The organism is Paenibacillus sp. FSL H8-0537 (genome assembly GCF_038051995.1).
GTDB lineage: Bacteria > Bacillota > Bacilli > Paenibacillales > Paenibacillaceae > Pristimantibacillus.
In genome coordinates this window covers 3,278,648-3,301,531 of record NZ_CP150290.1, presented here as the reverse complement: position 1 = coordinate 3,301,531, position 22,884 = coordinate 3,278,648, and the positions used below count along the sequence as shown (strand labels likewise).

General features: G+C 47.9%; 21 protein-coding genes, 1 pseudogene and 2 riboswitches. Of the genes and pseudogenes, 6 read left to right on the top strand and 16 right to left on the bottom strand.

Translation table 11 applies throughout. The features are described from left to right. Positions 1-131 precede the first annotated feature (131 nt). On the top strand, positions 132-998 hold the full coding sequence (locus MHB80_RS13905) for an AraC family transcriptional regulator (RefSeq protein WP_341282676.1): 867 nt from the start codon (positions 132-134) through the stop codon (positions 996-998). A gap of 45 nt (positions 999-1,043) precedes the next feature. Here the strand turns inward: MHB80_RS13905 and MHB80_RS13900 are convergent, their stop codons facing one another. Beyond that, a complete protein-coding gene (locus tag MHB80_RS13900) occupies positions 1,044-1,631 on the bottom strand; it encodes a TetR/AcrR family transcriptional regulator (RefSeq protein WP_341282675.1) in 588 nt (195 codons plus the stop codon). A gap of 156 nt (positions 1,632-1,787) precedes the next feature. Here MHB80_RS13900 and MHB80_RS13895 point away from each other — a divergent pair, with 156 nt between their 5' ends. After that, the gene (locus MHB80_RS13895; RefSeq protein WP_341282674.1) at positions 1,788-2,990 is read left to right on the top strand and encodes an MFS transporter; all 1,203 of its coding nucleotides are present in this window, start codon (positions 1,788-1,790) and stop codon (positions 2,988-2,990) included. A gap of 28 nt (positions 2,991-3,018) precedes the next feature. Here MHB80_RS13895 and MHB80_RS13890 read toward each other — a convergent pair. The 3 genes and pseudogenes from MHB80_RS13890 to MHB80_RS13880 form a co-directional block, all read right to left on the bottom strand. Next, positions 3,019-3,218, bottom strand: a pseudogene (locus MHB80_RS13890) (DNA mismatch repair protein MutT); the annotation flags it as partial. A gap of 8 nt (positions 3,219-3,226) precedes the next feature. Further along, positions 3,227-4,348 carry a GNAT family N-acetyltransferase gene (locus MHB80_RS13885; RefSeq protein ID WP_341282673.1) on the bottom strand — a complete coding sequence of 374 codons (1,122 nt, stop codon included), beginning with the start codon at positions 4,346-4,348 and terminating at the stop codon, positions 3,227-3,229. A 146-nt stretch (positions 4,349-4,494) separates the two neighbouring features. Then, positions 4,495-4,576: riboswitch (ZMP/ZTP riboswitch) on the bottom strand. 55 nt (positions 4,577-4,631) lie between these two features. Further along, on the bottom strand, positions 4,632-5,321 hold the full coding sequence (locus MHB80_RS13880) for an SDR family oxidoreductase (RefSeq protein WP_341282672.1): 690 nt from the start codon (positions 5,319-5,321) through the stop codon (positions 4,632-4,634). Between the two features lie 374 nt (positions 5,322-5,695). Here MHB80_RS13880 and MHB80_RS13875 point away from each other — a divergent pair, with 374 nt between their 5' ends. Both MHB80_RS13875 and MHB80_RS13870 read left to right on the top strand, forming a co-directional pair. Beyond that, positions 5,696-6,073, top strand: coding sequence for a BlaI/MecI/CopY family transcriptional regulator (locus MHB80_RS13875; protein ID WP_341282671.1), 378 nt, complete (start codon positions 5,696-5,698; stop codon positions 6,071-6,073). Next, positions 6,070-8,256 carry a M56 family metallopeptidase gene (locus MHB80_RS13870; RefSeq protein ID WP_341282670.1) on the top strand — a complete coding sequence of 729 codons (2,187 nt, stop codon included), beginning with the start codon at positions 6,070-6,072 and terminating at the stop codon, positions 8,254-8,256. The genes MHB80_RS13875 and MHB80_RS13870 overlap by 4 nt, the downstream gene beginning before the upstream one ends. An 80-nt stretch (positions 8,257-8,336) precedes the next feature. Here MHB80_RS13870 and MHB80_RS13865 read toward each other — a convergent pair whose 3' ends face one another. The 10 genes from MHB80_RS13865 to MHB80_RS13820 all read right to left on the bottom strand — a co-directional run bounded on the left by MHB80_RS13865 (position 8,337) and on the right by MHB80_RS13820 (position 17,297). Next, on the bottom strand, positions 8,337-9,512 hold the full coding sequence (locus MHB80_RS13865) for an MFS transporter (RefSeq protein WP_341282669.1): 1,176 nt from the start codon (positions 9,510-9,512) through the stop codon (positions 8,337-8,339). A 189-nt stretch (positions 9,513-9,701) separates the two neighbouring features. Continuing rightward, positions 9,702-10,757 carry an aromatic ring-hydroxylating dioxygenase subunit alpha gene (locus tag MHB80_RS13860; RefSeq protein WP_341282964.1) on the bottom strand — a complete coding sequence of 352 codons (1,056 nt, stop codon included), beginning with the start codon at positions 10,755-10,757 and terminating at the stop codon, positions 9,702-9,704. An 86-nt stretch (positions 10,758-10,843) separates the two neighbouring features. Continuing rightward, the gene (locus MHB80_RS13855) at positions 10,844-11,404 is read right to left on the bottom strand and encodes a phosphoribosyltransferase (RefSeq protein WP_341282668.1); all 561 of its coding nucleotides are present in this window, start codon (positions 11,402-11,404) and stop codon (positions 10,844-10,846) included. 107 nt (positions 11,405-11,511) lie between these two features. Then, positions 11,512-11,614, bottom strand: a riboswitch (purine riboswitch). 427 nt (positions 11,615-12,041) lie between these two features. After that, entirely contained in the window at positions 12,042-12,524 is a 483-nt protein-coding gene (locus tag MHB80_RS13850) for a MarR family transcriptional regulator (protein ID WP_341282667.1), read from the bottom strand. 190 nt (positions 12,525-12,714) lie between these two features. Next, on the bottom strand, positions 12,715-13,773 hold the full coding sequence (locus tag MHB80_RS13845) for an alkene reductase (protein ID WP_341282666.1): 1,059 nt from the start codon (positions 13,771-13,773) through the stop codon (positions 12,715-12,717). 158 nt (positions 13,774-13,931) lie between these two features. Continuing rightward, complete coding sequence (locus MHB80_RS13840; RefSeq protein WP_341282665.1) at positions 13,932-15,164, bottom strand: aminopeptidase; 1,233 nt, start codon at positions 15,162-15,164, stop codon at positions 13,932-13,934. Positions 15,165-15,274: 110 nt separating this feature from the next. After that, positions 15,275-15,475 carry a hypothetical protein gene (locus MHB80_RS13835; protein ID WP_341282664.1) on the bottom strand — a complete coding sequence of 67 codons (201 nt, stop codon included), beginning with the start codon at positions 15,473-15,475 and terminating at the stop codon, positions 15,275-15,277. Positions 15,476-15,554: 79 nt separating this feature from the next. Next, the gene (locus MHB80_RS13830; RefSeq protein WP_341282663.1) at positions 15,555-15,833 is read right to left on the bottom strand and encodes a DUF2277 domain-containing protein; all 279 of its coding nucleotides are present in this window, start codon (positions 15,831-15,833) and stop codon (positions 15,555-15,557) included. 98 nt (positions 15,834-15,931) lie between these two features. After that, complete coding sequence (gene hisA, locus MHB80_RS13825) at positions 15,932-16,696, bottom strand: phosphoribosylformimino-5-aminoimidazole carboxamide ribotide isomerase (RefSeq protein ID WP_341282662.1); 765 nt, start codon at positions 16,694-16,696, stop codon at positions 15,932-15,934. 70 nt (positions 16,697-16,766) lie between these two features. Further along, complete coding sequence (locus tag MHB80_RS13820) at positions 16,767-17,297, bottom strand: hypothetical protein (RefSeq protein ID WP_341282661.1); 531 nt, start codon at positions 17,295-17,297, stop codon at positions 16,767-16,769. 233 nt (positions 17,298-17,530) lie between these two features. On the opposite strand from MHB80_RS13820, the gene MHB80_RS13815 reads away from it, so the two are divergent. After that, complete coding sequence (locus tag MHB80_RS13815) at positions 17,531-19,372, top strand: extracellular solute-binding protein (protein WP_341282660.1); 1,842 nt, start codon at positions 17,531-17,533, stop codon at positions 19,370-19,372. A gap of 106 nt (positions 19,373-19,478) precedes the next feature. After that, positions 19,479-20,336: an alpha/beta hydrolase gene (locus tag MHB80_RS13810; RefSeq protein WP_341282659.1), complete on the top strand. Its 858-nt coding sequence runs from the start codon at positions 19,479-19,481 to the stop codon at positions 20,334-20,336. A 59-nt stretch (positions 20,337-20,395) separates the two neighbouring features. On the opposite strand, the gene MHB80_RS13805 is transcribed toward MHB80_RS13810, so the two are convergent. Together MHB80_RS13805 and MHB80_RS13800 are read right to left on the bottom strand one after the other, a co-directional pair. Then, positions 20,396-20,848, bottom strand: a complete 453-nt coding sequence (locus tag MHB80_RS13805; RefSeq protein WP_341282658.1) for a hypothetical protein — start codon at positions 20,846-20,848, stop codon at positions 20,396-20,398. Then, positions 20,838-22,874, bottom strand: a complete 2,037-nt coding sequence (locus MHB80_RS13800) for a S9 family peptidase (RefSeq protein ID WP_341282657.1) — start codon at positions 22,872-22,874, stop codon at positions 20,838-20,840. The genes MHB80_RS13805 and MHB80_RS13800 overlap by 11 nt, the downstream gene beginning before the upstream one ends. Between the last annotated feature and the right edge of the window lie 10 nt (positions 22,875-22,884).

Here is a 22,884-nt window from a genome sequence, read left to right as displayed (position 1 = left end):
AATCAGGAAAAGCTGCTGTTCATTACTTACCCTGTTATCGTATAATTATAGCGTCCATTCCCATAAACAATCCTTGTAAGAAGGCCAATATATCCCGGTCATTCTGCCATCTCATTTAAGGGGAGCATGTCATGAAGAAACCTATACAGTGGTTTAAAGGCGAGCATTTTTTTTGCAGTCAGCTTCTGATTTTTGTTAATCGCTGCTCGGAGGATTTCAATGTCCCCCTCCATGCCCATGATTTTATAGAATTCAGCTTTGTTGCCGAAGGAAAAGGCTTTCATCACATTGGAGACGATATTGTTGCCGTGAGCAAAGGACTATTTTTCACCATACCGATCGGCGTTCCCCATGTATTCAGGCCTTCTTCATCGGATCGATCCGAGCATCCGCTCATCGTATATAATTGCTTATTTGCGCCGCAGCTGCTGCTTGCGATGTCCGCCTTGTTCAACGATCCGCTGCTGGAGCAATATTTAGATGAGCTGCAAAATAATCAAGTCACCTATCATTCGATTCAGGATCGCGATGGCTCAATTGAAAAACTGCTCGTTGCCATGCATCAGGAATTTTCCTTCTCGGCAGCGGGAGCGAACACTTATCTATACGCGCTTCTCCTGCAATTGATCATTACCCTTCACAGACTGCGAAGCGACGATCGCCCGTTGATCATAAAGGATGTCTCCCACTTCAACATGCTCGTTCAATTTATGGAGCAGCATGTACATGAAGAATTGACACTCGCGAAGCTTGCCTCAAGGTCCGGCTGGAGCGTCCGGCATTTGCAGCGGCTGTTTCTCCAGCACACTGGACAAACATTTGGAAACTATTTGAACCAACTGCGCATACAAAAAAGCTGTGAGCATTTGCGCTTAACACAGCTTAAAATTAGTACAATTGCCGAAATGGTCGGCTATAGCCACATCGATTCGTTTAATGCGCTTTTCAAGAAAAGAGTCGGCCAGACGCCGGGCCAATATCGCAAGCAGTTTAGATGAGGCTGAGCGATTACAGCAAGCTTCTCATCCCAATGTGCTGGCAGTCTACTCCACCCTCTCTTGTTTAATTCCTTCGAAAGCACCCGTTATTAATGACTTAATGATGCTGTCCTCCAGCCCGTCTCCTGTAACTAGCAAGCGATAAAAAATCGGCCCATAAAGCAAATCAATACACAATTCAATATCCAGCTCCCGCTTTAGTTCTCCACGTTCTACCCCTCGCATCAGCAGCTGCCCTGCTTCGGAGCGGCGCGGACGGACATACTCCTCCCGTAAAGCGGCTGCAAGCTTCGCATCAAATTGCCCCTCTCCGATAATTTCAGTAATGACCGCTCCTTCACGGCTCGTTAAAAATCGGGATAAATTAGTCGCATGCTGCAAAATATCTTCAAATACAGTACCCGTATCCGGTATCGGCAGCCTTGCCGATATGGCATACATAAAACCCGCCATTACAACGGCTCCTTTATTGGGCCACCATTTATAAATCGTAGCTTTGCTCACCTGTGCCTGCTCGGCAATTTTCTCAACGGTAACGCCGCCAAATCCAATTTCAAGCAGCAGGTTGTAGGAGGCTGTTAAAATAGCACGCTCCGCTTCAACGTTGCGAGGTCTCCCTCTTTTTGTATTCAATGGTCATTGCTCCTTTAGTGGACTTTCTTTACATTATATAAAATTTTGGGCACGTTGAAAAAAAACATTTTAAATACTGTACGTATAGTATATAATATAGCCATAAAGAAAAAAAGGATTGACACCTCCATTTGAACAGAAAGAAGGCAGGTTATTATGAAAAACTTACGCTCCAAGGACAAATCCATTCCGAACTGGCTTATGTTTCTTCTTGCCGCTGCTTGCGGCCTCATCGTGGCAAATCTTTATTATGCCCAGACGTTAATCGGGCCGATTAGCGCATCCATCGGAATACCGTTAGGGGCAGCAGGGTTAATTGTAACGCTAACTCAAGTCGGTTATGTTATCGGTCTATTATTTATCGTCCCGCTCAGTGATCTGATTGAAAATCGCCGTCTAGTCATCACCTCATTAGTTGTCGTCATTATCGCGCTAATCGGAACTATATTTGCCTCTCATACAGCAACCTTTCTGATCTCAGCTTTATTTATAGGAATAGGCTCAGTTGCTGCTCAAATTCTCGTCCCCTACGCCACTTTCCTGGCAGCAGAGGAGCAGCGCGGACGTGTTGTGGGCAATGTGATGAGCGGCCTGCTGCTAGGCATTATGTTTGCTCGTCCTTTAGCCAGTCTCGTGACGGAATACTTGGGCTGGAGAGCCGTTTTTATTTTATCTGCTATCGTGATTACAATGCTCGCAATTGTTCTATCCCGTGCGCTTCCACAGCGGAAACCAGCACCATCCCTCCAATATGGAGCATTGATTCGCTCTTTAGGCTCGTTATTGAAAGCAACGCCTATTTTGCGTCGCCGCGCCTTTTATCAAGCTTGTTTATTTGGCTCCTTTAGTTTGTTTTGGACCGTCATTCCGCTGCGTTTATCTGAACATTTTCATTTAACCCAGCAAGGCATCGCTTTATTCGCTCTCGCTGGTGTAGCAGGCGCTGTAGCGGCACCTATTGCCGGCAGACTGGCTGACCGCGGCTTGACTAAATGGCTGAGCGGCATCGCGATTGCGGTTTCTGCCCTTTCCTTTTTGACTGCCTATCTCGTGCGTGGGGATTCTTTCGCCGCTCTAGCGTTGCTGCTGGTTGCCGCTATCGTTTTGGATATGGGAGTGTCTGGAAATCTTGTATTGGGCCAGCGCATTATTTATTCGCTAGGCAGTGAGATGCGGGGACGTCTTAATGGGCTGTTCATGGCCATTTTCTTTATCGGCGGAGCCGTGGGGTCCTTTTTGGGAGGATGGGCCTATGCTTATGGCGGATGGGCTTTAGCTTCCCTGATCGGTATTTCTCTGCCAGTGGTTGCCTTTCTATATTACTTAACCGAGGCAAAACAGCCATCAGGGAATGCATAAACCTTCCTGCTTGGTATAAAGAAACTTCTTACAGCGGATAATAACTTAATTGCTCATTATCTGTCTGCTTTTTGACTGCGTTCCATAAAGAATCATGCTCAAATACACCTGGAATAAAAATAAGGGGAAGCGCCGCCTAAACCAATCTTGCATAGGCAAGTCGAGCGCTTCCTTTTTGTGTACCCAAAGCCGTTCACCCTCCTGAGGCTGCGCTAGCAGTTCTCCATCATAGGTGGTTACAGCTTTTTTTCATATAAATTTGCGCTCCAGCCATCTGCATCGTATCTGCCGCATAAAGTCAAGCCTTGGCTGACATAAAAGGCGTTAAGTGACGGGTTTTCTGCCATGCAATCGAGTCGCATCCAGGCTTTGCCGCGCCCGCGAATATAAGCTTCCGACCAAGCAAGCAGTTGACCGCCAATACCTTGCCCCTTGATGCTGCGCGCTACAGCCAGCCGATGTACATAACCGGCATCCGTATGAAATTGCTCTCCCCAAATCGGCTCGTCCCCCCATTCGACCGAAAAACAGCCCGCAAGCTCGCCCTGCAGGTAAGCGACGAATACTTCTTTCTCCCTAATAAATCCCTCCAAATATGCCAATGTAAAAGAATCCTCGCTCCACTGGCGCAAGCCCTTCGCCTCATATATCCAGCGGGCTGCTTCCTTGTATAAACGAAGCATCGCTTCCAGATCATCAGATGTAGCGTGTTTCATTTCAAGCTCGGCTTTCAAGGCAGACACTGCCAAGTTGAGGCTGTTTTTTCCTTTCTCTGCATGCCAATCATATTCAATAATAGCTGCTGTTTGCTCAGCCCGCTCTTGACCGTGCAGCCTTGCCACGACATAAAGTGCAGCATCCATGCCAGCCGTCACTCCTGCGGACATAACGCATTTTCCATTATCCACGTAACGCACGTTCTCAACAATCACAGCACTGGAAGGCGCAAGCTCACGAAGCAAATCAAGCGCCCGGCGATTCGTTGTAATCCGCAATCCATCCAGCAAATTAGCTTTGGCCAGCAGCAGCGCTCCTGTGCATACAGATAAAATAAGCTCAGCATGCTCTGCCATTTGGCGAATCCAATTCGTAAGCTTCTCATTATGCATCTCCGTACGCGATCCCATGCCACCAGGAACGATTAATAGATCAGGAACAGGACAATCCTCGAAGCTATGCGCCGGTGTGATCGCAATTCCGCTAAGCGTAAGCAAAGCTTTCTTCGTCTCGCCAACCGTGTATACGTTAAAATCTCGGTCCTTTCCACTTGAGATGGCGAATATATCAAATGGACCAGCAAAATCAAGTGTATCCACTCTCTCATAAACTAACACTGCTACATTTCTCGTCTGCTTCAATTTGCCCTCTCCTCAAGCGCAAACGGCTGTCGCCGTCCTCTGGTGGTAAAGCTAACGTTTCGCGGTGAAATATAAGCGGAGTATAAGGGGGAAACTTATACTCCGCTTATATTTTAAAATAGAAAAGTATTTGGTCAGATGACCAAATACTTTGCCCAGGCGAACGGCTGCTATGATATATGCGCTCCCCCGTAGTGCTCTACGTTTTCGCCAGTTACGCATACCAATAATTAATGCTAGTATAGCTGATTTCCGTTATTTGTCAACAACCAATTCCGACTTTCTAAATCGGCATTGAATTCCCTTCATGATCAACGAACATAAAGCGGCCGTCCGGCGTGCGGCGCTGCTCCAATAGCCCAATAATGCCGCGCGCGCTATGGCTCGCATCCAGCGGCGCCTCTCCACCGCCCATATCCGTCCGCATCCAGCCGGGATGAATACTGAGCACCTGAATGCCCCGCTTCTGCAAATATACATGTAGCTGCTGCGTGAACATATTGAGCGCTGTTTTGGATATCGCATAAGGATAATCGCCTGGATAAGCATGCGTAATGCTGCCCGCTTCAGAAGAAATATTAAAAATGGCAGCGTCCTTCTCCGTTAATAAAGGCAGCAAATGCTTCACGACACGCATAGGTCCATATACATTAATATCCATCGTCAGAGCCACTTCCTTAAAATCCAACTGTTCGATGTGTGTATTTCGAGAATTAAGAATCGCTGCATTATTGATGATCGCTCCAAGGCTCGCATTCTGCTCCTTCAATTGTGAAGCGAGCGCTGCAATGCCTTCCTCATTTGTGACATCCAGCTCCACAAGTGCTAGCCGCTCACCATATTTTTCCGCAAGTGCCGACAGCTTCTCATTTGGCGATCGAACACCCGCGACAACCGAATGTCCGCGCTCCAGCGCCTCGCTCGTCAGTTCATAGCCAAGTCCTCGCCCTGCTCCTGTAATTAAAATGTTCATGCTAAACCAGCTCCCTCTAATCAATTTCTTTTCCGAAGGAAGCTTCTGCTTCCTTAAGCGACTGCTCTAATCTGCTGCGCAGCTGCGACATCCATTCCGGCTCATTATGCCACGTTTCCGCTATCGCCCGCCTTAACAGTCAACCGTACAGAGCTCAGTCTCTTGCATTAATGCAATCGTTTCCAGAACAATGAAGCCATTGTCCTTCAAATAAGCGCTAAATGCAAGCTCCGATAGCGTATTTGCCTTATTTTTCTGTCTTACAGACCAAACTTCGGAAATCACGATTTAATCTTGACACGTTGCGTTTACACTTGTAAACTTTAAATATCGTTTACAGCTGTAAACAAATAAAATAAAGAAGGGTGAATACGATGCACGAGTCCCCACACATTACCGAGGCCGAAAGCGAAGTGATGAAGCTCCTCTGGCAAAAGGAGCCTTTGTCCGCCAGTGAGATTATTTTCAAATTAACCCAACAAATGCATTGGTCGGATCAGACGATTAAAACCTTCCTGAATAGACTTCACAAGAAAAAAGCGATTCGATTCGAAAAGTCCGGCCGGAACTACCTCTACTATCCGCTGGTTTCGCATGATGAATACTTAAAGGCCGAGAATCGTTCATTTCTGAATAGAGTTTATAAAGGAGCAGTAGGGATGATGTGCGCGAAATTTCTCGAAGAAGAGACACTATCGGATAAAGATATTGAGGAGCTTCAACAAATATTGGAGAACAAGAAGAAGCTATGAAGTATCTGGAAACAGTCTTTTCTCTTCTGTTCACTGCGTCAGCGGTATCGACGGTAATCCTATTCATACTACTCTTGATTAGGAAGCTGTTCCAAAAGCACCTTAAACCTAGAGTTATCCATATATTGTGGTTTATTGTGTTAATTAAGCTGCTGGTTCCCATTGCTCCACAGAGTCAGTTAAGCTTGTTTAATGTGCTGCCGAAAACGTTCCCGCTGGAATGGAATTCAGTTCAGAAGAGTACGCAGCTCACTCCCTTTACTAAGATCGGCACCGACACGGAAATTAATTCCAATGATATGGATATAAATAAACAGCCTCCCAAGTTCATCACGAACCAAGCAGACGAAACAGAATCTTCAGTCCCAACACGTTCTTCTCAAGACCATATTTCAGAAAGCACGGATGGAATGACTTGGCTATCGATAGGCTCGCTGGTATGGCTTATAGGGCTTCTATGCTTGGGTGGATATTACCTGTTTAGCGCGCTGATTTTCAGGAAAATAGTCGGAAACTCAGTAAAAATCGAGGAAGCTGAAGTACTCATGGCTCTTGAGGCGTGCAAACAGAAGCTGATCATAAAAAAAAGAATATACGTCTATGAAACAAGCCATCTTCGTAGCCCTTGTCTTTATGGTTTATGGAGGCCGCGGATTTATTTGCCCGAGGATATTAGCACGATCGCCGATTCAAACCAGCTAACGCATATCCTGATGCATGAACTCATCCACTACAAACGTAAGGACTTATGGTTCAACTCCCTGTGGGCTCTTTCCGTAGGAATGCATTGGTACAACCCTTTGGTGTGGCTTTCCGTAAGAAAGATGAAAGCCGATCAGGAGGTGGCCTGCGACGCGCGTGTTCTTGAAGCGCTGGGCGAGCATGAAGCTTTGTCCTATGGCAGAACCTTACTCATGCTGTCGCGTTTATTTTCCCATTCCCCCTCTTCTCGGGTCAACCTATCGTATTTTGGGGACAACAAAAATGAAGCAAAACGGAGAATGATAATGATTGCCAAGTTTAAAAAAGGTTCGTACAAGCTCTCCGCCGCTGCTATTCTCTCGGTTATTGTCTTGAGCGCCATCTTGCTTACCAATGCGTCGGATCCAGAGAAAGGTGCCGAGCTCGATATGGTTACTCAAGCAGCAATCCCTAGTTTGGATCTATATCCTATGTACAACGATTCATTCAGATGGTTTCATAGTCTCGATCGGGCACTCGATTTTCCGAAATATAACTTTAAAATACCGGATTATCTTCCTGAAGGTTATCAGTTCGAGAATGTATTATACTCTAAAAATTTCACCAGCGCCAACGATACCAATCTTATTGATGTAGCATCCATTACTTTTGTAGCTAACTTTGGCAAAAAAAATAAACAAATTATAGAAGTCAAAGCTTCTATTGGCAATGGCAATTTGTTGGAGCACAATCAATTACGGGGGGCGGCTCAATATCCCCAAAGTGCAAACGAGACTCCTCAGTACCGACAGGAAACGATGACGATCGGCGATGTCAAAGGCACTTTATTCACGGATAAGAGACGCGACAAGCAAAGGCCAGAAACGGGCACAAGCTTCTACTGGCAGGATGACAATATATGGTACGCAATCGATTATTATAGCGAGTATATTTCGCAAGAAGAGCTCACAAAAATGGTGAAATCCTTTGTTATACCGCAAAAAGTTCAGCATGTCCGCTACGACGGAGCCGGAAATTCGTTTCCTCTTTATGATGAAAAGGATTTGCTTGCGGCGGAAAACATTCTCGACTTTACGGTGAAAATTCCTTTGGAATTGCCGGGGCTTAAGCTGAGCGGTTCGATATTACTTAGGGCCGGCGATCAGAATACGGAGTATGCGTTCAGACAAGCGACCGACGCTCTATGGACGAACTATCGCGCATCGTACGATTCCTCAATCTATAATATAGAGGATACTTTCTCGCTTTATCAGAGCAAGGAGCCGCTTTTCGACACATCCAAGCTCACGCTCACTCGGAATCTGGAGATTAATGGCGTCGAAATTTCGGCTTATGAAGACAAGAACCAAATCTACGTATCACCTACGACGCCTTATTACTTGTGGAAGCAGGACAATATTTATTATACTGCCGTTTTCTCTGGTATGGACAAGTACCAAGAAGACAACCTGAAAGCTATGATTTCGGCTCCAAAGAATTAGCCCTAATGGCGAGAGCGGATGCTTTCGGAAATAGCCTGAAGTAGCAAGCCCCGATTGGCTTCCGGGCATCTGCTCTATTTTTAGGAAGGAATCATTTCTCCTTCTTGGTTTACCGCCCCGTCAGAGCGGGGCTCAAGCTGCCTGCGCCTTGCCGTAAAACCGACCAGTGCAATAAAGCACAAGCTGAACAGCAACAAATACAACCGGTTGACGCCCCAATGCGTAATGACCACACCGCCCAGGGCACTTCCGATAATGCCTCCAATTCCGGAAGTAAGCGCCACAAATAAGGTCTGATACGTCGCTTTGGCATAGCTCGGCGCATAGCGGTTAATCACCTCTACCGAAGCGCTTGCCATGAACGCAAAGGCGATGCCATCAAACAGCTGCACCGCAAGCACTAGTCCCACCTGAGTAGAGAAAGCCATAACGAGGCATTTCAAGCTGTAGCATAGAGCCGCCAGCATCATCATTGGAATTAAGCCAAAGCGCCTATGCAGCTTAACCGCGAACCAGAACATTGGAACCTCAATAATGGCGGCAATGCTGTAGGCTGCCCCAATCCAGCCTTTATCAAAGCCTGCCTCCTTGAAGTAAATCGGGAGGAAGTTAAAATTAATCGCGATCGACGTAGCGATGAGAAAGCTGAACAGCACAAAAGTCAAAAAGCTTTGGTGCTTCAAGATTTGCGAAGCATGCTGCTTCAAGGACACTTTAGCTCTCGTCACAGTCTTATATGGGACGGTATAGAACGTAACGAGCGCCAAAACCATCAGCAGAGCGTAGCTAATAAAGCTGGCACCATATCCGATTTTTCCATACACGAATCCGGTAATGAACGAGCCGAGCGCAAAGCTCAGCGCACCCCATAGTCTTATGCTTCCGAAGGAGAAACCTTGGCTGTTAGCGATTTCAACCGTCAGCACATCGCTCAAAGGAGCAGAGGACGCTTGGAACATGGCATAGAAGAAAGACACCAGGCACAGCGCAAAGACCGTATCAAAATAATAATAGCCCAAAGCAAATAATGGCATGAGCAGCAGGCACAGCAGCACGATACGTCTAGGGTCAGATAATCGATCATTTAAAATCCCCATAAACGGCTGAGCAAGGATGCCTGTAAGCGAAAGCATCGACAAAATCAAGCCAATGCTTATGAGGCTAATCCCCTTCTCGCTTAAATAAATGCTAATGTAAGGACCAAAGGATGACGCAGCTAAATAATAAAAGAAATAATAAAGACTCAATTTTCTCAAGTTGTCATCTCCAAAGTCGGCATCAAATCTCATTCTCTATTACTTTATCATTAGCAGCAGCAGAAAATCTGCTTTCTGGCTCAAAAAAGCACAATTGCAAATGAACTCGCCATAAAACAGGAAAAGAGCCGGCCCAGATGGCCAGCCTCTTGTTTCCTACTCGATAACAAATCTTATTATATAAAGGTATTAGGACGTGTAGTTTTTGCCAAGACCCAGCTCGGTCAACAGCTGGCGGTAAGCAATCGAGGTCCGGTCTGCCGGAATATGTGCTTCAGCCTGTAGATCGAGCGGCAAATCCTCCGGTGTCTGTGCTTCGACCATTTCGGCATCCTCTTGGAACACCTTTAGGTTAAAATCAATCGTATCTTGAATCGGAGCAGTTTTATCAAAATTACGCGATATTGGGCAGAAAAGCCTTGTATATCGGGCCGATACCGGAGATGCGCAGTTTAAAATATTTAATTTCCCCTCATCTGGAAAATATACGGTGAGCGATGCAGCGAACGGCGGAAATACACGGAATTCACGCAGCCACATAAAGTCATCAGGAGCCGGGTTATCCTGTCCCTTGCCATAGTTGCTGACGGTGCTCCAATATTCCGCAAGCAGCTCCTGCCCTTCCCGCTTCACCTTATATTGCGGCACCTCGGTGTTGTTGCGGTCGCCGAACGTTTCCGTATGCACATAAGCGAAATGCGACACATCCAGGAAACCTTCCATTTGGCGTCCAGCAGAGCCGGCAATATCAAAGCTCGGCGGCAAAATATTCAGATAATCGGGATCATCCCAGCGGGGGAATGCCGGAATATTTTCCTCCAAGGACATCAGCGACGTCCAAATCAAGCCATAACGCTCTACAGCCGGATATGTGATGAGCTTTAGTTTAGGAGAGATACGCGAATTGGGATGCGCGGGCACCGCCGTGCATTTGCCTTCGCAATTGTAGCGGAAACCATGATACGGACACACGATTTCGCCATTTTCAATCCAGCCCTTGCTTAGCGGGGCTCCGCGGTGAAAGCAAAGGTCACGGGCGACGACAACCCGGTCGCTGCTGCGGTAACAGACGAGCTTCATATCAAGCAGAGTTACCGCAACCGGCTTATCTGCAATCTCGTTTGCAATCGCGATCGGATACCAATATTGCGCCAATACATGCCAATCCTCAGAGGAAAAGGTACAATTCCGCGGCAAATCGCTTTCTTCTCTTTTTTTAGCTGCCGCCTTCGTGTTTTGCTCCATAATTGTCATATTGTCCACCTCTTTATCGTAATTAACCGCTTTGACTATAGCGTGTATGGGCTGCCTGTTTATACCGCGCGTTCCAATTAAACTTGGCTAAGAATGCGTACCGGAACGTTCAAGTCTTCCTCCAGCTTGCGGTAATGCTCACCTTTGGCTATAATCGCCTGCACGCCGACGAGCTTGACGCCCATCGCTTCCATTTGGGCAGCAATCGAGCGAATCGTTGCACCGGAGCTGATTACATCATCAACGAGCAGAACATGGTCGCCTGCCTGAAAGCCGTCAAAGCAAATGCGATTTTCGTTGTACGCCGTTTCGCGCTTGGCCTCCAGATGAATATCTTTATATAAATCCGTGCTCAGCCTTAAAATGTTAATCGGCTTCAGGAGCTTATACGCCGCAAGCATCCCCCATGTGTGACCTCCGGGCTCTGGCGATACGATATAATCGTAATCCTGAAAATGCTCCTGAATGCTCACCGCCAAATTATCGGTAATTTCATTTATAAGCTCCGGTGCAATATACGTTCCCCGCTCGCCGAACGGATAAAGTTTGAAGTCATAAAAGGTATCCTTCGTTTTCTGAATTTTGACCGTTCTGGCATTAGCAATGGAATCGGACAGTCTGGTGCTTGTGAGGCTCATGCGCTTCTCTCCCTTAAATTTCTCTAATTAAAAACCCCAGACTTAAGAGACTTCAGCTTCATTTCCCTGCTGCAATCAGCCCTAGGGCACTGCAAAACAGGAAAAATTAGTCGCTTTCAGTCTCTTGTAGCCTGGGGCAATTCTCGGTTGCCTGTAGAAACGCCCATTCCTTATTAATGGGCTTATACAAGAGCAATGCTTTTATGATTTAATGTTAGTTTATCTAACATTATAGGTTTTAATTATAATAGCACCGCCCTTTTCTACTGTCAATGACGAATTTTGCGTTATGTTATCTATCATTGAAATACTAGAACTATCCTAACATTTCCTGACATCACTAAAAAAATGCTCACCTCGCAATTGCAGGCAATGAATGCATGGGGAATGTCTCATATCGAGCATCTAAACGAACTATATGGAGAGAACAAGTCAAGTCAAAAGATGAAGCAATCTACAAGCATATTGAACGTAACTAAGCAATTAAAAAGAGCATGCTCCGTATCGAGCATGCTCTTTTTAATGCAACAATCTCCTAAATCTCTATTTCTTGGCTAAAATTTGCCGTACACGATCGCTGACTTCATTGCGAGAAATGCAGCACGATAGGGAATTCCGGATCTGCGTCATGACGGCATTATATTTTACTTTCCATGTTAGCTGAAATCTTTTGCGATAAAGAGATTAACAGCTCTTTTTCTTGCTCCGAAAGCCCTTTCGACGTTATCCTTTCCATTTCTGTCCAAACGGCGGTGGACTTCGCTACAAGCTCGCGGCCCACTTCTGTTAGTTTTACAAGCGTAACACGCCCGTCCTTTGGCGAGCGTGAACGAGTGACCAATCCCGCATCCTCCAGGCGTCGAACCGATTTGGCCACTGTCGAATGGTCCAGTCGCATTGTGAAGCCCAGACTTTGTTGCGATTGCTCATCTTGCTCCCCTAACTGCATAAGCATAATTTCCTGGCCAGCGTACAAGCCTATGTCGCGTAGTAAGTGTGCAGCCAAACCCCGATGGGACCTGGCTAGGGAAAAGATAGCAAAATTTATTGGGAACCGTTGAATCGCTTGCATTTCTTCTTTGGGCAATCCTTCGGATAAACCATTCTCTATCCCATCCATGTTTAACTTAACCTCCTGCAGTTGCTTTACTGATTATTCAAGGGTAGTGGATAACCCCTCGATTGTAAAGATGCAGTTGCTTAACATGGTCTCTTTTTGGCTTTATTTGACGATAAAAAAAGTTCAAGCCACACCATAGCCCGTCACTTATGAAATGGCGCAAGCAATGCACATCCATTTAGATCTGAATTCAATTCATTGCAGGGTAATCCGTGTAGCCGCGTTGGTCACCACCATAAAAGGTGGACGGATCAGCTTCGTTCAGCGGACCGCCTGCTTTCAAACGTTCCACAAAGTCAGGATTGGCAAGCGCCCAAGTGCCTACCGATACGATATCTGCAACTCCTGCATCAACGTCTCGGCTTAGTTCCTCCAGAGGGCGGCTCGGACGATTAACCATGAGCACAGTCGGCCAAGCTGAGCGAATTTCACGAAGCGTCTCTTCATTGCCGCTATGCAAGACATGAAGATAAGCCAGGTTAAGTTTGGCAAGTTCTGAAATCAAGTATTTGTATACTTCCGGCCCTTTATTGCCCTCAACAAGGTCTCCCAGTGGAACTCCAGGAGAGATACGGAAGCCTGTACGCTCAGCTCCAATTTCTTCTGCTACGGCTGTTGCTACTTCAATGGCAAAACGTGTGCGATTTTCAATCGATCCACCATACTGGTCTGTTCGTACATTTGCATTCTCTGAAATAAATTGATGAATCAAATAACCGTTTGCCCCATGAATCTCCACACCATCCGCTCCAGCCTGAATGGCGGCTGCGGCTGCCTTGCGGAAATCTTCAACGGTCGCCTTGACATCTTCAAGGCTTAACTCGCGCGGAACGGGAATATCCTGCATTCCGGTTGCAGTAAACATCTGTGCCTTGGGTGCAATGGCAGACGGTGCAACCGGCTGGCGATGATGTGGCGTATTTTCCGAATGCGACATGCGCCCCACATGCATTAATTGGATGACTAAATATCCGCCAGCTTGGTGAACTTCATCGGCTATCTTCTTCCAGCCTGCAATATGTGCAGCGGTATAGATACCCGGTGTATACAAATAACCTTGGCCATCCTCTGAAGGCTGCGTACCTTCACTGATGAGCAGGCCCAGTGAAGCGCGTTGCGCATAATATAGCGCACTAAGTTCTCCCGGTGTCCCGTCGTGAAGTGCACGGGATCTAGTCATGGGAGCTAAGGCCAGGCGATGCTGCAGGATTACGTTTCCGACTTTTATAGTATTCCATAACTTTGTCATTTTTAAAGCCCCTTTACTTTATATAGTTGCCGACCACATAAATATATCATAATAATATGTGGTCGGCAACTATATAAATTTCTAAATAGTCTATCGTTCAATACAAAAGGAGCGACCCGCATCGGGGCCGCTCCTTTTTGCTTTAGAATATTGAATATTTAGATTGCCCAGTTTCCATCACGGAAAATAGGCTCCGCTGATCCGTCCTGCGTGATGCCGTCAATGTTCATCTCAGCCGATCCGATCATAAAATCCTCATGCACAAGACTTCGATTCGCCCCATGTGCAAGCAGCTCCTCAGGCGACATGGACGTACCGCCGGCCAGATTGACCGGATAAGCCTGCCCCAACGCCAAATGGCAGGAAGCATTTTCATCATACAGGGTATTAAAGAAAATGACATTCGAGTTGGAAATCGGCGAGTTGTGTGGCACGAGTGCAACTTCGCCGAGCTTCGCTGCTCCTTCATCCGTTCCCACCAAATGCGATAACGCTTCGTAGCCCTGTTCAGCCGAATACTCCGTCACCTTTCCAGCCTTAAACGTTAAGGAAAAACCGTCGATAACCTGTCCATTGTAATTAAGCGGCTTTGTGCTGCGAACCGTGCCATTTACGCCATCCTTATGCGGCATCGTAAATACTTCCTCAGTCGGCATATTCGGATTGAACAGCACACCTTTGGCATTTGCCTTAGCCCCGCCCAGCCAGATGTGGCCTTCTGGCAAATCTATTGTTAAGTCCGTACCCGGCGCCTGATAGCGAAGCTGACGATAACGCTTGCCATTAAGCAGCTCAACCACTTGCAGCAGCTTGGCATTATGCTCGCTCCAAGCTTGAATCGGATTTTCCAAACCGATGCGTGTCGCCTCAATAATTCTCTCCCATAGCTTCTTCACCGCTTCCTCTGGGGATACATCCGGAAATACCTTAGCTGCCCACTCAGGAGTCGCGTAAGATATGAGCGTCCATGCGTTCGAATGATTCATCAGCGCAGCGCGATAACCGCTGAGCGCAGTCGAAGCGGCTTTCGTTGCTGTCGCAACCCGATTGGAATCCACACCATTCAGAAGCTCTGGGTTCGGCGAATAAATGGTGATAAACGCTGCTCCTTGCTCGACATACCCTTCCCATGCCTGAGCACGCCACATTGGATATTCGCCAAAAGCCTCTTCCGGCGCCATTTTGTACTTAATGCGAGTAAGCTCCTCATCGTTATACTCCACTTGCACATGCTTGGCTCCCGCTTCATAAGCCTTGGCGGCAATCAAACGTGCCAGCGGTGCCGCTGCTATCGGAGTCATGAGAACGACCGTCTGTCCTTTTTGGACATTGACGCCTGTTCTAACGGCCAATGCCGCATAATTTTCTAATTGCTGCTGTGTTGGATTCATATGTAAAATCCCCCATTTCATTAGGATAATGTGTACCGCACATTTGTAAAACAATCGCGAACTTACTTTCATTATAATCCTCTTTACAGCTGATCTCAAATGCGGCTAATCTAACGCCGTTCCACAAGCTTTAGCAATTTTTCCGCAAGCTGAGACGTCGAACAGTCGGCAAACACCTCAACTGAAAAGGGGCGATTATTAATCGTGAGACTGCGAATGTCTTTTTTTACAATTCCCATCCATACGGGCGAGTGCCATGTTTTACGGCAAACTAAATAACGGTTTCCATCAGCAACAACCTTCCATTTCATACGCGAATCCACTCCTAAATTTCAAAAAAGGAGATAGAGGCACAATCACAATTCCCCCATCTCCTGCTGATTTATGCTTCTATTCGTTGCCTATGCCAAAACGTTTGGCTGATTTGGCACGGGCACGCTCTATTTCAATTTCGCGATTGCGCGGCTCGGCATTCGTCACAAGCGAATCCATTAGCTTTCCCGCTGCTGCCGCGACTTCTGCAACAGCGATGCGGAAAGCTTCCTCATTTGCTTTCGATGGTGCGTTATAGCCGGATATTTTGCGTACAAATTGCAGTGAAGCCGCCATAATTTCGTATTCCGTTGCTGGAGGGTCAAAGTTAAACAAAGGCTTAATATTTCGGCACATTTTCATTCTCCCCCTTGTCGTTGATCGCTTGCTATATAAATTGGACGATTGATTAGCATGAGGGTGATGGTCATCACTGCCCCATTGCTTTCTTTCGTTCAACTTATATCGCTCTGGCAGTAGGCAACAACCTGCTCGTAAGGCAATGCGCCGCCGTAAATATCCAATGCGCTGCCGATCGTAATATCCAGCTTCCCGCCAGAGAGGCTCTTGAACAGCTCTAAGTCAGCCAGCGAACGAGCGCCGCCCGCATAAGTACAAGGAATTGCAACCCATTCTGCCAGCGCCTTCACCAAGCTTTGCTGGATGCCGCTCTGCTTGCCTTCAACATCAACGGCATGTATGAGAAACTCATCACAAAATTGCTCAAGCATCCGAATGTTCGCCTCATTCACTTCAAAATCACTGAACTGCGTCCATTGGTTCGTCACCACATACCACTTGCCATCACGCTCTTTGCAGCTCAAATCGATTACTAATCTGTCCTTGCCAACCTCAGCGACGATTCTTTCTAGGTTGTCTCGGTTGAGCTGTCCATTGCTGAAAATGTACGAGGTCACAATGACATGCGAAGCGCCTTGTCCGAGATAGTGCTGCGCATTGCCTGCATGGATGCCCCCGCCAATTTGCAAGCCACCCGGATACGCCTGAAGCGCGCGAACCGCTTCCTCTTCGTTGCCGCCGCCCAGCATAATGACATGTCCGCCAACGAGCTCGTCCTTCTTGAACATCTCAGCATAATAAACGGAGTGATGGCTGGAAACGAAATTTTCCACGACCGCCTGCTTGTCCGTACTGAGCGTCTCTCCAACGATTTGCTTCACTTTTCCATCATGCATATCTATACAAGGTCTGAATTTCAATGTGATTCCTCCATCGTTGAGTCGAATTATGAATTCGTATTATTTTTTATTCACACATATTCTACAGTAGTTATTCCTTCCAGTAGCCGTCGTTTTTAATGGTGTCTATGCTGATTTGCGCGCGATTGTTGAGCGATCTCTTGTCTCTCAGCTTAAAAAGCGACAGCTCATGTCCTGGATCAATGACCAGCGGCTTTTTAATAATATCCTCCAGCAAATATAGCGCTGCTTCATATGACTCAAATCGAATGGCATCGGAAATCGTTGGACGAATCGCCTTAACCATTTCAATCAAATGCTCCGCATACATTAGCTTGACGATGCTGTCCGCACTCATTAGCTGCTTCATAACAAAGGCAACCACATTTTGCAGGACTCGCTCGTCACTGTGCACCTTTACAATGGCCAGCAGCGAGGACGCCGCCTCCCAATCTCGAATCGATAATTGCTTCGTGCAGCTGTCTATACATTCGTTAATCCATTCATTTTCTACTTCCCTATCAATCTCGAACTGCTTGTACGCTTCATACACGCCTTCCCGGCGCATGCTCATAAAGCTGCCGAAATGCTGAAGGAACAGCTCCTTCGCTCTTTCCATCATTCATTTCCTCCTACATATTTAAAGACACTTGCCTTGTCCCTTCCCATTATAAAATTTATTCGGCATGATTCCAACCGACTAATCCGAATAAATCCGATTTAATCGGAATTCATTCACTTTAATCCCCTTTAATCCGCTTTAATGACCAAGCTTTCGAATATAGCGGTAACCTTTTGGCCTAAATTACGTCTAGTAATTATTGCCATTATTTATACCGAAAGTGAGGATGACTAATGAAACGACGTTTCTTGCACGCAACAAAGCTCGCTGGCCTGACGCTAGTCGCCACTGTAACCGCATTCACCGCTGTGTCCGATGTTTCTGCCAGCATGTCCAGCCCATGGACGGACGATACCGCTTCTGAAAATAATTCGGCGCAATCGCGTGTTTCCGTCTCTTTTCAAAATACGACTGTCAGCCTTCCCCTGCCTCCGCAAATGATAGAAGGAACGATCATGATTCCCGGAAAAGCGCTTCTGGAGGGGCTCGGTTACCATATAACCTGGCACGCCGCTGAAAAACAGCTAATCGCTGAACACCCACGCAAGCCTAAGCTCGTATTTTGGGCGAATCGCAAGGAGGCGGAGCTGGGCGGAAAACCGCTTAGCCCTTTGAAATCCGTACCTTATCTGGAGCGAAAAATGATCTGGCTGCCGCTGAGGACCGTTGCGGAAGCAGCCGGTCTGAGCGTCACCTGGGACGCCTTCAACCGAACTGCATTTGTGAGCGATCCGCAAGCTCTCCCCCAGTTTAGCGTAATGACAAGACCAAATGACGGCACGGTAACTCCACCTATGCCGCTGCTCAAATATATGCAGGAGCATATGAACGTCGATGTACGCCTGCAATTGGCTGACCCTGAATTGTATAAGCAAAAAACGGCCGTTATGTTCGCCGCAGGTCAGCCCGCTTCCATTATGCTGCTGGAAGATCCGTACCAATACAATGATGAGCTGCTGGAGAGTCTGGCAGTTGATTTGACGGGACAGCTGGAAGCTTTTCCACGTTTAAAGGCGCTTGCTGGCAATAATGCCGGAGGAAGGCGATTCATTGATGGCAAGCTTTATGGCATTGCCCGTCCCAGTGATCATCATGACGCCCCCTTCCCAGCCATTAGGCAGGATTGGCTGGATAAGCTGAATCTGGCGCAGCCCAAGACGATGGATGAACTATATGAGGTATTAAAGCAATTTACGTTTAGCGATCCGGATGGCAATGGAAAACACGACACAATCGGATTAGCGGGCTATTCGTATGACGCCGGACTTGGAACATTATCTTGGGTGGAGCACGCTTTTACAGGCAGCCCGGACCGCTTCTCCATGAAAGATGGCCAGCTAATTGATCATGCCGTCCAGCCGCAGCAAGCATTGGCGCTGAAATGGCTCGCCGGCGCTTATCGCGATGGTCTATTAGACAAAGAATTTGCGGCTAGAAGCGACGAACAGACGAAAGTCCGCCTGAGCGAAAATCTCACAGGACTTGCTGCCATGAGCGTCACTGAGGCAGCTCAGCTTTCAACCGGGCAAGCGGTGTGGGTGCCGCTCTCAGGCATCCAGGCTACTTCAGCAAGCCCAAGGATTGCCCCTTGGAAGCTGGAGGGAAATGGGATGTACATCATTAGCACCATGTCGAGAACCGACCCTGAGCTGCTGCTGAACTGGCTGAATCGCGGCTATGAAATGACGGAGAAAAACGAATGGGGTACAATCGCCGAGCTTGGTGCCGCTGATTATTCCGCCATCAATCATTTGTTCGGGCAAAAAGATATGCTTAAGGGCAACCAAAGTGTGGCAGCATTGCCTGCCAGCATACAGAGCGCTTACGAAGCAGCAGCTTCCGAATGGAGCAAAATTTCTTATGCTGACACGACTTTGCCGCAGCTTAACAGCTTTTGGAATCAAGGCAAATATGCCGATCTAAACAATGAGCTGGCGCAATTTAAAATCAAAGTCATTATGGGCGCTGCAACGATTGAGGAATGGGAGCGTTATGCAGCCTCTCTAGCCGCTAGTGAGGAATATAAACGAATGATCGCAGATATTCATACTCATCTTGCAGCCTCGGCCAAGTGAGAAGCTGGCTAGCAGAGCTACTATAGGCAGCTCGCCCTGCTGTTCATTGACCTATTTACAAGTCTGGGCATATAGTGGAGCATCTTAGTTTGAGAGGAATATGAAGATGCCTGCTACTTTTGCAAGCCATAATCACCATCACTATCGCACGTATCCGATGAATGGCTGGCAAGCCCAGCCTCATCATGCCTCGATTCACGTGAAAGCACAGCCGGGAGAGCCTACGCAGCCGCTTACCTTTGTGCTCATTCACGGCGCTTGGGCGGATGCCAGCTTTTGGGACGAAACAGCCGCCGAATTGCGCAAAATGGGCCATACGGTATATACGCCAGAGTATCCTGGGCATGGCAAGGATACGAATAAAGCGGTGACCCACGCGATGCTATCGCGCTCCATTGCAGATTACATTATTGCCCATCACTTGCGGCAAATTATCCTAGTGGGCCATAGCTTTGGCGGTTCATTAGTTCAAAAAGTGGCAGAGCTTGTTCCGGACCGCCTGAAACGTCTCGTATTTTTCAACGCCTTCGTGCTCAATGACGGAGAAATGGTCGCGAACGAGTTCCCGCCCGCCGCCCAGGCCCTGTTTCAACAACTGCGAGAAAGCTCCAAGGATGATACGATTATGCTGCCTTTTCCTTTTTTTCGGGAAACCTTTGTCAATCTTGCAAGCCTAGGACTGGCCAAACATATGTACAGCCAAATTTCTCCAGAGCCAGCTGGCCCATCCTATGAAAAGCTGGATCTCAAAAAATTTTACAGCCTCACTACTCCTAGAAGCTATCTGTACTTCACAGTAGATAACGTTATGCCACAATATAATCAAATGTATGGCTGGCATCCTCATATGTCCAGCAGACTGGGCTTATTCCGGCTTATATATGGGCATGGCGACCATCTGTCTACCGCAAAAACCGAGCCGCACATGCTGGCGCAGAAGCTATATGAAGCGGGACGGGACTAACGCATTCCGTAGAAAAAGGCAGCTAATCAGCTGCCCTTCCCTCCATACCCCAATCATTACTATTCCTGCTTTAAATGAATGGAAAACAAGCTTCTCCCACTTACATCTGCTTCCCTGTCTTGAACGACCTGCCACTGCCGATGAATAAGCGCTTGCAGCTCATTTGCTGCGTGCTCATTCAGCTCAAAACCTCGCACTCCATCATCCACGCTGCTATAATCCCGCTCCGCTTGAAGGCTGAAGCGGAACCGAAGCAGCTTCTTCAAACCATTCAAATGCAAAAAGCCGAATTCATAGCCGCTGCGGAAAGCTTCCTCCAAATCAATATGCAGCTCCTCCGCAAGCTGAACCCGCTCTACGAATGCCATTGATGGCTCGGCCGTCCTATTCATAATGGATGAGAACTCCTTGCTTTTAATGCAAGCTACAATATGCGCATCCGATTCACCGCTGCTTCGGCAGTTCTCAACTAGCAAAGCTAACGGCAGCGGCAGCTGCATTTTATGCTTCATCTGGCACTCCTCCTGTTCCTCCAGCAGCGGCAAGATGATTATCCAGCCAAGCGTTCACTTCACGAAGCGCCTCCACGCGATAAGAAGGTTTGCCGCTTTTGAGGAATGCATGATTGGAGCCGGGATAGCGAATGAGCTTCGTTTGCTTGCCTAGCCGCTTTAGAGCGGTGTACCACTCGTCCGATTGCCCGACCGGGCAGCGAAAATCCTGTTCCCCGTGCATAATGAGCACCGGAGCCTTCACGCTGCTTACATAGGTAAGTGGGGATTTGCCCAGCAGCAAGGCCTGCTGCTCCCAAGGGTTCCCTCCCACAATGCCTTCTGTGTAGGAAATCCCGATATCGCTCGTCCCATAGAAGGAAAGCCAATTCGAAATACAGCGCTGTGACACGGCAGCTTGGAAACGGTTATTCTGGGAAATGATCCAGTTGGTCATTAACCCGCCATAGCTTCCTCCCATAACCCCCAAGCGCGTAGCATCGACAAAATCAAATCGTTCGAGCGCCACGTCAACGGCGTCCATTAAATTACGGTAGTCGCCGCCCCCGAAATCACCTCTGCAGCTCTGCGCGAAGCTCTGTCCGTAGCCGAAGCTGCCGCGCGGATTTACATAGAGAACAGCATATCCTGCGGAAGCAAGTGTTTGCAGCTCATGGCTGTAGGTTGGCGCGTACATCGCATGCGGGCCGCCGTGAATGACAAGCACCAGCGGTGCCTTTGCGCCCTGAGGGAGCGCTGGCGGGCGCAGCATCCACCCTTGGATGCGATCGCCATCCGTGGAATCGAACCAGAATGTCTCAGGAAAGCTGATGTCCAGCTCCTCCATTGCCGCCTTATTCCAAGACGTCAACCGCAGCTCTTCTCCGCTAAGCCGATCCAGGCGGTAAAGCTCGCCCGATCCATGTGCATCCATAGATAACACAATGAAGTAGCGGGCATCTCCCGTTTCCGCGAACTGGTAAATGTCGCGTTCTCCTAGCGAGACCGCCACTGGCTCTTCTCCAGCACTGAACCGGTAAAGCTGGGCTTGTCCATGATAAGTACCTATGGCAAATACACTCTTTCCATCAGCAGCAAAAGACGGACCAGGCCTAACAGCAGCCGTACGCATGTCGTTCAAAATATAATTGCCGACCTGAACATCCGTCCCCTGCCATGCAACAGGAGTTCCCCCAGTATTCAGCACGGTGTAGATGCTGCTTTGCGTTCCGCTGCCGTACTTGCGATCTTCAGCGATTAAAGCAATCGTGCTGCCATCCGGCGAAAAGCTGAACTCGCTGATGCTCAGTGAACGATTCGTAATCCGGCAAAGCTCCCCGCCAGCCGCGCTGACCGTAAACAAATCCTGATAAGAGATTAAATCGGCATCGAGCTTAGGATCATCGAGCTTTTTACTTAGAAAAGCAAGCTTGCTCCCATCTCCCGTCCACATAGGCTGTGACACATTGAATGCGCCTGCCGTAAGCTGCGTCACTGCTCCGCTCGCAACCTCAACCCGAAAAAGCTGGCTGTATCTGCCGTCCCACCAGCCCGATCCTTCAGCTTTCGGAATCGTCCGCTCATAGCTTCGGCCACGGCGGCCTTCCAGCTTGCGAATTTCGTCCTGCGAGCGTTTTTCCTGCGCTTCTTCCTCGCTGATTCGGCTCGTATAGGCGATTGCATTCCCATCCGGCGACCAGACGAAAGCGGCAACCCCTTGCTTTGCCGAAGTAAGCTGGACAGTCGTGCCGTCACTCACATCTGCCAGCCACACCTGCTTGCCATTTTCGTTCACCCGCAAAAATCCGAGCTTCAGCCCGTCCGGCGACCAGCTTGGGGCAAAATCCTTTGGACCATCCGTTAATGAAGCATCCTCTCGGCCATCTATGCTTACGACGCGGATATGCGTCTTATAATCATTTTTATCCTGATCGATTTCTTTGTACACATAAGCTACTGAAGATGTAACCGGATGAATCGCCGGATCGCTGACCCAGCTGTACCTATATAAATCTTCTGGCTCGATTAAGCGTTTAGGCTCTGGCATATAAGCGCCT

What these genes read in the sequence shown, in the direction of transcription:
- MHB80_RS13905 (WP_341282676.1), top strand. Translation starts at nt 132, where the DNA reads ATGAAGAAACCTATACAGTGGTTTAAAGGCGAGCATTTTTTTTGCAGT.
- MHB80_RS13895 (WP_341282674.1), top strand. Translation starts at nt 1,788, where the DNA reads ATGAAAAACTTACGCTCCAAGGACAAATCCATTCCGAACTGGCTTATG.
- MHB80_RS13880 (WP_341282672.1), bottom strand. Translation starts at nt 5,321, where the DNA reads ATGAACATTTTAATTACAGGAGCAGGGCGAGGACTTGGCTATGAACTG.
- MHB80_RS13875 (WP_341282671.1), top strand. Translation starts at nt 5,696, where the DNA reads ATGCACGAGTCCCCACACATTACCGAGGCCGAAAGCGAAGTGATGAAG.
- MHB80_RS13870 (WP_341282670.1), top strand. Translation starts at nt 6,070, where the DNA reads ATGAAGTATCTGGAAACAGTCTTTTCTCTTCTGTTCACTGCGTCAGCG.
- MHB80_RS13860 (WP_341282964.1), bottom strand. Translation starts at nt 10,757, where the DNA reads ATGGAGCAAAACACGAAGGCGGCAGCTAAAAAAAGAGAAGAAAGCGAT.
- MHB80_RS13855 (WP_341282668.1), bottom strand. Translation starts at nt 11,404, where the DNA reads ATGAGCCTCACAAGCACCAGACTGTCCGATTCCATTGCTAATGCCAGA.
- MHB80_RS13850 (WP_341282667.1), bottom strand. Translation starts at nt 12,524, where the DNA reads ATGGATGGGATAGAGAATGGTTTATCCGAAGGATTGCCCAAAGAAGAA.
- MHB80_RS13845 (WP_341282666.1), bottom strand. Translation starts at nt 13,773, where the DNA reads ATGACAAAGTTATGGAATACTATAAAAGTCGGAAACGTAATCCTGCAG.
- MHB80_RS13840 (WP_341282665.1), bottom strand. Translation starts at nt 15,164, where the DNA reads ATGAATCCAACACAGCAGCAATTAGAAAATTATGCGGCATTGGCCGTT.
- MHB80_RS13835 (WP_341282664.1), bottom strand. Translation starts at nt 15,475, where the DNA reads ATGAAATGGAAGGTTGTTGCTGATGGAAACCGTTATTTAGTTTGCCGT.
- MHB80_RS13830 (WP_341282663.1), bottom strand. Translation starts at nt 15,833, where the DNA reads ATGTGCCGAAATATTAAGCCTTTGTTTAACTTTGACCCTCCAGCAACG.
- MHB80_RS13820 (WP_341282661.1), bottom strand. Translation starts at nt 17,297, where the DNA reads ATGATGGAAAGAGCGAAGGAGCTGTTCCTTCAGCATTTCGGCAGCTTT.
- MHB80_RS13815 (WP_341282660.1), top strand. Translation starts at nt 17,531, where the DNA reads ATGAAACGACGTTTCTTGCACGCAACAAAGCTCGCTGGCCTGACGCTA.
- MHB80_RS13810 (WP_341282659.1), top strand. Translation starts at nt 19,479, where the DNA reads ATGCCTGCTACTTTTGCAAGCCATAATCACCATCACTATCGCACGTAT.
- MHB80_RS13805 (WP_341282658.1), bottom strand. Translation starts at nt 20,848, where the DNA reads ATGAAGCATAAAATGCAGCTGCCGCTGCCGTTAGCTTTGCTAGTTGAG.
- MHB80_RS13800 (WP_341282657.1), bottom strand. Translation starts at nt 22,874, where the DNA reads ATGCCAGAGCCTAAACGCTTAATCGAGCCAGAAGATTTATATAGGTAC.